Below are 7151 nucleotides of genomic sequence, written 5' to 3' on the forward strand. Positions count from 1 at the left end.
CCGTGGTCGCGCCATGACGGCGCACCGGCCCCGGGGATTGCCCGCGAATGTTGCTCGCCTCCACCGTCCTGCTGCTTGCCGCCTGCCTCGGATTGTTCATCCTCACCGTCCAGTTCGCGCTCGTGCTGCGCCACCGGCGTGGGCCGCCCCTCACCGCGCAACCGGGCACGCCCCGCCCGGGCATCTCCATCCTCAAGCCGCTGTGCGGCGTGGATGACGACCTGGAAGCCAACCTGGCGCAGTTCGCGGGGCTGGACTACGCGGGCGCGTACGAGGTGGTGCTCGGCGTCAAGGATGCCAGGGACCCGGCCTTCGCCGTCGCCCGCGCGGCGGTCGCCCGCTGGCCCCACGTCATGCGCCTGGAGGTCCAGGAGGGCGAGCCGGGCCGCAACCCGAAGGTGAACCAGCTCATCACCCTGGCGGACCGGGCGCGCTACGACGTGCTGGTCATCAGCGACAGCAACACGCGGGTGGCGCCGGGCTACCTGGAGGAGATTGCCCAGGCCTTCGAGGACCCGGAGGTGGGCTGTGTCACCCACCCGGTGGCGGGTATGGGCGAGCGCACCTTCGGCTCGCTCCTGGACAACCTGCACCTGGGCGCCAGCGCGGCGGCGGGGATGATTGCCGCCAAGCGGCTGGCGGGCCAGGACATCGTGGTGGGCAAGTCCATGGCGCTGCGCCGCGAGGACGTGGACGCGCTGGGGGGCTTCTTCTCCGTGAAGGACGTGCTGGCGGAGGACTACGTCATCGGCCAGTGGGTGACGCGGAAGCTGGGCCGGCGCGTGGTGATGGCGCACACGCCCGTGTTCAACGTGTCGCTGCGCAAGAGCGTCCTGTCCTTCCTCCAGCGCTATCTGCGCTGGAGCGTGATTCACCGGACCGCGGTGTCTCCGGGCACGTACCTGGCCCAGGCCCTGCTGAATCCCACGCCGCTGGCCCTGCTGGGCGCGATGCTGGCCCCCTCCTCGGACACCGCAGCGCTCTGCCTGGGGGTGGCCCTGGGCAAGGTCGCGGTGGACCTCTCCACCGTGCGCGCCCTGCGGCCGCAGGCCCTGTCGTGGGACGCGGTGCCCGCCGTCTTCGCCAAGGACGCCCTGCTCTTCGCGGCCTGGAGCTACGCGCTCTTCTCCCGCACCGTGAACTGGCGCGGCACCCGGCTGCGCGTGGGCCGGGGCACCCGGCTGATGCCGGTGCGCACGGCAGGCCTGACGTCCGAGCCCGCGCTGCCCCAGGGTGACCGCATCCTCGCGGGCTGACCTGGCGACGCGCCCTTCCAGGGCCTGCCTGCCCGCATGCTGCGGCGAGCACCATGTCGCCGCTCGCGGAGAATGATGGCGCCCTTCAGCAGCGTTCATCTCAGGTCGGGGGAGGACGATTGGCGCGACTGGCAACGGATAACGGCGCAAGAAGGGTCTTGGTCGTCGATGACGACGCGGACTGGAGGGAATTCCTCCGGCTCAGCCTGGAGGACCTTGGCTACGAGACGACCGAGGCCTCGGATGGGCAGGAGGCCCTGGAGACGCTGAGGCGCGGCGGACGCTACGGGGTGATGCTGCTGGACCTCAACATGCCGGGCATGTCCGGGCTGGAGGTCGTGGAGCATCTGCCACGCGGGCCGCATCCCCGCATCGTCTTCCTGACGTCCGCGGCGGCGCAGGATGTAGGCAGTGCCCTGCTCTCGGGGCCACACTACTACCTTCCAAAAGGTGCGAGCCGCGACCAATTGTCGCTCCTCTTGCAGTCACTTGGTGAGTGAGCAGCCCGCCTCCGGCGTATAGGGTAGAGGGCCCCTGAGAGGAGGGCCATTATCGTCACCGAGCTTCTCATCATCCTGTTGCTGGTCCTGGCCAACGGCATCTTCGCCGGTGCGGAGCTGGCCATCATCTCTGTCCGCCGGACGCGGCTGCGGGAACTGATTGAAGAAGGCAGCACCTCCGCGAAAGCGGTGGAGGCCCTGCGCGGCAACCCTGAGCGCTTCCTGGCCACGGTGCAGATTGGCATCACCGTCATCGGCGCCACGGCGGCCGCGTTCGGTGGCGCGAGCATCGCCACGCGCCTGGGTGACTTCCTCACGAGACTGGGAGTGCCCGAGCAGCAAGCGGACGAAGTCGCCCTGGCGGGCGTGGTGGCCTTCGTTTCCTACCTCTCGCTGGTGCTGGGCGAGCTGGTGCCCAAGTCGCTCGCGCTGCGTGCCGGCGAGCGCTACGCGCTGCTCATCGGCCGGCCTCTGCGCGGCCTGGCGTGGCTGATGCAACCGGTGGTGTGGTTCCTCACCGCTAGCTCCAACGTGGTGCTGCGCCTGTTCGGCGACCGGACGAACTTCACCGAAGGCCGCCTGTCCGCAGAGGAGCTCCAGCAGCTGGTGGAGGAGGCGGCGAAGCAGGGCACGTTGGATCCGCACGCCGGCGAAATTGCATCACGCGCCTTCGAGATGGGCGACGTGACGGTGGGCGAGCTGTCGGTGGCCCGGGACGAGATGGTGGCCCTGCGGCGGCACTCCAGTCCGGAGGAGATTCGCCGCGTCCTGCTGGAGGGCGGCCACTCGCGCATGCCGGTGTACGAGGGCACGCTGGACAACATCGTCGGCTACGTCATCGCCAAGGACCTTCTGGGGGTGGCCTGGGAGGGCAACCTCATCATCCTGGAGGACGTGATGCGTCCGCCCTTCTTCGTCGTGGAGACGATGCGGGCTATGGACGCGCTCAAGGAGCTTCAGCGGCGACGCATGCAGCTGGCGGTCGTGGTGGACGAGCGCGGCGGTGTGGTGGGGCTCGTCACCGTGGAAGACCTCGTGGAGGAGTTGGTGGGCGACATCCTCAGCGAGTCCGAGGTGCCAGAGGAGTACGTCAAGCGCGAGGGGCCGAACACCGCCCTGGTGCTCGGCACCGCGAGCATCCGCGACGTCAACCGGGAGCTGTCCCTGGACCTGGACGAGGACCAGGACTACGCCACGGTGGCCGGCCTGTGCATCGCCCTCTCCGGCGGCGCCATCCCCGAGCCGGGCACCAAGGTCCAGACGGAGGGAGGACTCGTGCTGGAGGTGGTGGCGTCCTCTCCCCGCCGTGTGGACACCGTGCGCTTCCACCTGCCCCCGCCCGAGGAGCCGGCGGAGGCGTGACAGCGGCACAGCGCCCGCCGTCCTAAGGACGCGCGGGCTGGGTGAAGCAAGTGAGGTCGGCGGACGACCCGAACCCGACGGCACTCCGCGCGGAGATGAAGAAGTAGAGGACCCTGCCGTCGTTGGGAATGTCCGTGAGGTGGTAGTTCAAGTCAGTGGTGTACCAGTCCGTGCTGTTCCCATTGACGACAGCGTTGATGCGGTACTCCGTCACGGGATGGCCGTAATCGAACTCCGGTGGCTCCCACGAAAAGGAGATCCACCCGTCGCCCCCCTGGCACATCGCATTGAGCGGCATGGAGGGGGCCCGCGTGGGCATGGCGGCGATGCGCTCCGAGACCCCGCCCCAGCCCGCCGCGTTCTCCGCCTCAACGGTGAAATGGTAGGTCGTGGCGTTCTCCAGTTCTTCCACGAGCGTGCCCGTCGCGGTGGTATCCACGGTGCGAATCACCTCGTCCCCCAGGTACACCGTCACCCGGTAGGAGGTGATGGGGCTGCCGCCCGTGTCCTCGACGCTCCAGGCCAAGCGAACCCGCTGACCACTGGGGAAGGCCGTGACGACAGGCACGCCGGGCGTCGTATAGGGCGTCGCCTCGATGGAGGCCTCGGGCCCCCGTGAATGCCCGTTGAAGGCAACGACGACGAATCTCACCGCCATCCCGTTGGTCATCGGGTGAAAGGTCTTCCCCAACTCGGTCGCGGGCACCCTCACCATCTCGCCTTCCTGCGCGCCGAAGTAGGGCGTGATGAAGTAACTGTCCAGCGGCATGCCCTTGTCATCCGCGGCATCCCAGCTCAGCGTCACACGTTGGTCGCCCTCGACGGCAACCAGGTTCCGCACCGCACCGGGCGTCACATGGGGGACCACGCGGTCGGAGCGCCCCGAAGCGGCACTGTTGCCACGGGCATTCCTGGCGACGACGCTGAAAGCATAGGCGGTTCCATTCGTCAGATCCGTGATGACGGCCCGGGGCTCGGACGCGGGCGCCGTCACCACGCGGACCTCCCCAGCGTCCGAGTGCACATGCACCGCATAGTCGAGGAGCGCGCTCCCTCCGTCCGAAGGGACATCCCACGTCACAGTGACCTGGCCGTCGCCCGGCACCGCGATCACCAACGAGGGAGCCTGCGGCACTGTCCCCTGGGGCTCCTGCGAGGGCGGCCGCTCATCGGAGCCACCACATCCCAGTCCCATCATCACGCCCCAACACAGCGCGGCCACCAGTCGGATTCGTCCGTTCATCTTGACACTCCTCCCCCCGGAAACCGGGAAATCGCTGCGTACCGCAGGAGGACCACCACCGGGAAGAGTCCGTGACGACCCAGCCTCTTGGAAGGATGAAACCCTACTTCCAAGGTGGGCAATCGGTGGGTGGAGAGTCGGAAGAGGGGTCAGCGCCCGGGATTCTTGAGGAACAACCTCAAGAATCCCGGGCACTTCCACCAGCGCGCGATGCAGGATTCGAACCTGCGGCCTTTGGCTCCGGAGGCCAACGCTCTATCCAGCTGAGCTAATCGCGCAACCGACATCCGGATGAAGCGGGGCGACAAGTAGCCGAAGTGCCCCGCCGAAGCAAGCACGCAATCCTACAACGGACGCCAGATGACGTGCCATCCCACCGGGGCGGAATGCGCCCCGTCCGCTCACACGCGACGCCTCCGGGCAGCCATCAGCATCAGGACGCCCCACCCCAGGAGCAGAAGGGGCGCACTCCCCTGCCCTCCCGCGGCACAGCTCAATCCGCCACCGCGGGAACTGACCTCCCGGATGATGTTGATGGAGGGATCCACCTTGAAGGCGCTCTCCGCCGAGCGCTCGCTTTCATTCCCCGCGGCATCCCGGGCCGAGGCACTGAATCTGTGGTCTCCCTCGCTGATGGCCCGGGTCAACGTCAGGCGCCACTGCCCGGTGGGTTCGACACGCGCACTGCCAAAGTCGAGCCCGTCAACGAAGAGCAGAACTTCACTCCCAGGTTCGGCGCTTCCCTGGAACGTCGGCGTGAGCGAGCCCACGACCGCATCGGGCGCGGGCGAACTCACCACCGGCACCAGGGGAGGCGTCGTGTCCAAACGCCAGACATGCACCGCAGGCGTTGCATCCACGTTGCCCGCCTCATCGCGAGCACGAACCTCGATGCGGTGCTCGCCTTCCGGCACGCCGTCCCACGTGTACGCAGGGGGGCAGTTGTCGAACGCAGCACCGTCGATGCTGCACTCGAAATTCACGAACGCCTCGTCGGACTCGAAACGGAAGACCGCCCGCGCCACGTTCGTATCCGCGGCAGGCATTTCAATGATGTTGGTCGTCGGTGCCACCGAGTCCACGCGCCACTCGTGCGTGCCCTGCACATCCGCGACGTTGCCGGCGCGGTCGACGGCGCGCACCGCGAACGTGTGAAGTGCATCCCCCACCGTGACTTCATGAGAGCTGGGGCCGGTACACGACGCGAAGGCACCGCCATCCAGGCTGCACTCGAACGTCGTGCCTGCCTCATTCGATTCGAACTGGAAGACCGCGCGCGGCTGATTCGTCAGGTGTGGCGGGGCCGCGGTGAGTCGAGTTTCCGGCTTCGTCGCGTCGACAGTAAACGTTCGAAAGGCTTCCGCACCGTCATTGCCTACGGCGTCGGTCAGCGAGACGGCCAGCACATGGGGCCCATCCGCCAGTTGCACCGGGCTATCGAAGCTCCACGACAACGACTGCTCCGGGACCTGGAACGTGCCTACGATGTCGCCATCGATCTTGATGATGAAGGTTCCGCGTTCGGAAACGCGTCCGCTGAATTGAGGCCACTGAACGTTGAAGTAGACATCGTTCTGAGCAGGAACGTTGATGACCGGCGCCACCGGCCCCGTCAGGTCGACGGTCCAGTTATAAACTGAGGGCGACGAGGCCTCTCGCCCCCCTCCTCGGGCCCACACTCTCAAGATGTGCCCCCCTTCGACGAGTCCCGTATACGGCTTGGTGGGCGACTCCGAGGTCGCGCAATCTTCCTCACGCGGCTCGTCGTCCAACTGGCACGCATAGATCACGGTGGTCAGATTGGAGGTGAAGCTGAACGACGCGCTGGTTTGCCGAGTCACCGTCGGGGGCCCCGTCTGAAAATAGGTCACCGGATCCCCCACCACCAACCTCCAGATGTGGTTGGCCGGGGTCTCATCCCGGTTCCCAGCCGCATCGACAGCCCGGATGAGCATGCTGTGATCACCCTCCGCGTAGACCGGAATGCCTGGAGGATTCGGGAGGGCAAAGGGACTCTCGCATGGCAAGAAGTCTCGTCCGTCATAGCTACACTCGAAGCTCACGACGTCCGTATCGTCATCCCCTCCGCGGAACGCGAAGGCCGTCGTCGGCTCGCCCGTCAACGCGTCCGGCTTGGACGTGATCACCGTGTCCGGAGGATCTCGATCCACCGTCCACGTCGCAGCAGCGGGCGTGGCATCTACATTGCCCGCGGCATCCACGGCTCTTGCCCAGAGTGTGTACGTGCTGGTGATCAACTCGGACGTCAGGTACGAGGCCCCGCAGGCCTCCCAGTCCTCATCCTCTTCTTCAGGCATCGTGGTCGACGAAGGCCGAACCAGGATGCACTGGAAGCCCACCACGTCCGTGTCGGGAGATGACAGGTTGAACCGGGCACGCAGCGCATTGCTCGGTGAATCCACCAAGGCCACCACCTGGGTGTCCGGACGAACCTTGTCCGTCCGCCACGAATAGGCGGCCGGCGTCGGGTCCACGTTGCCCGCCGTATCCCTCGCCCTCACCAGGAACCGGAACTGCACATCCGCACCCGGTGTCTGAACGATGATTCCACTCGCGCACGTGGTGAAGGGCGCCCCATTCAGGCTGCACTGGAAGGTGGCCTGCGGGTCGGTCGAGCTGAACGTGAAGGGCACCGAAGTCTGGTTGTTCACCGGCGCGGGCAGTGGCGCCGTGAGCTCCGTATCCGGAGGCTCCAGGTCCACCCGCCACTCATGGCTGGCAGGAATGACATCCACGTTCCCCGCCGCATCCACCGCCCGAACCCACAGC

The 7151-nt window shown here is 67.1% G+C and carries 5 protein-coding genes and 1 tRNA gene; 3 read left to right on the forward strand and 3 right to left on the reverse strand.

Annotated features, from left to right (window positions below; all coding sequences use genetic code 11):
* Positions 1 to 47: 47 nt before the first annotated feature.
* The 3 genes from BLU09_RS35295 to BLU09_RS35305 all read left to right on the forward strand — a co-directional run bounded on the left by BLU09_RS35295 (position 48) and on the right by BLU09_RS35305 (position 3118).
* On the forward strand, positions 48 to 1256 hold the full coding sequence (locus BLU09_RS35295; RefSeq protein ID WP_090495545.1) for a ceramide glucosyltransferase: 1209 nt from the start codon (positions 48 to 50) through the stop codon (positions 1254 to 1256).
* A 158-nt stretch (positions 1257 to 1414) separates the two neighbouring features.
* Complete coding sequence (locus BLU09_RS35300; RefSeq protein WP_370527156.1) at positions 1415 to 1756, forward strand: response regulator; 342 nt, start codon at positions 1415 to 1417, stop codon at positions 1754 to 1756.
* Between the two features lie 78 nt (positions 1757 to 1834).
* The gene (locus tag BLU09_RS35305) at positions 1835 to 3118 is read left to right on the forward strand and encodes a hemolysin family protein (protein WP_090495547.1); all 1284 of its coding nucleotides are present in this window, start codon (positions 1835 to 1837) and stop codon (positions 3116 to 3118) included.
* 22 nt (positions 3119 to 3140) lie between these two features.
* Here BLU09_RS35305 and BLU09_RS35310 read toward each other — a convergent pair whose 3' ends face one another.
* From BLU09_RS35310 to BLU09_RS35320, 3 genes are all read right to left on the reverse strand, one after another.
* A complete protein-coding gene (locus BLU09_RS35310; protein WP_090495548.1) occupies positions 3141 to 4361 on the reverse strand; it encodes a fibronectin type III domain-containing protein in 1221 nt (406 codons plus the stop codon).
* Between the two features lie 204 nt (positions 4362 to 4565).
* Positions 4566 to 4639 (reverse strand) — tRNA-Arg (locus tag BLU09_RS35315).
* A gap of 123 nt (positions 4640 to 4762) precedes the next feature.
* Positions 4763 to 6856, reverse strand: coding sequence for an Ig-like domain-containing protein (locus tag BLU09_RS35320; protein ID WP_244172303.1), 2094 nt, complete (start codon positions 6854 to 6856; stop codon positions 4763 to 4765).
* Positions 6857 to 7151: the final 295 nt, after the last annotated feature.

Source organism: Myxococcus virescens (assembly GCF_900101905.1).
GTDB lineage: Bacteria > Myxococcota > Myxococcia > Myxococcales > Myxococcaceae > Myxococcus > Myxococcus virescens.

Bases quoted from the DNA above. Each gene is read 5' to 3' on its own strand.
- BLU09_RS35295 (WP_090495545.1), top strand. From the start codon at position 48: ATGTTGCTCGCCTCCACCGTCCTGCTGCTTGCCGCCTGCCTCGGATTG.
- BLU09_RS35310 (WP_090495548.1), bottom strand. From the start codon at position 4,361: ATGAACGGACGAATCCGACTGGTGGCCGCGCTGTGTTGGGGCGTGATG.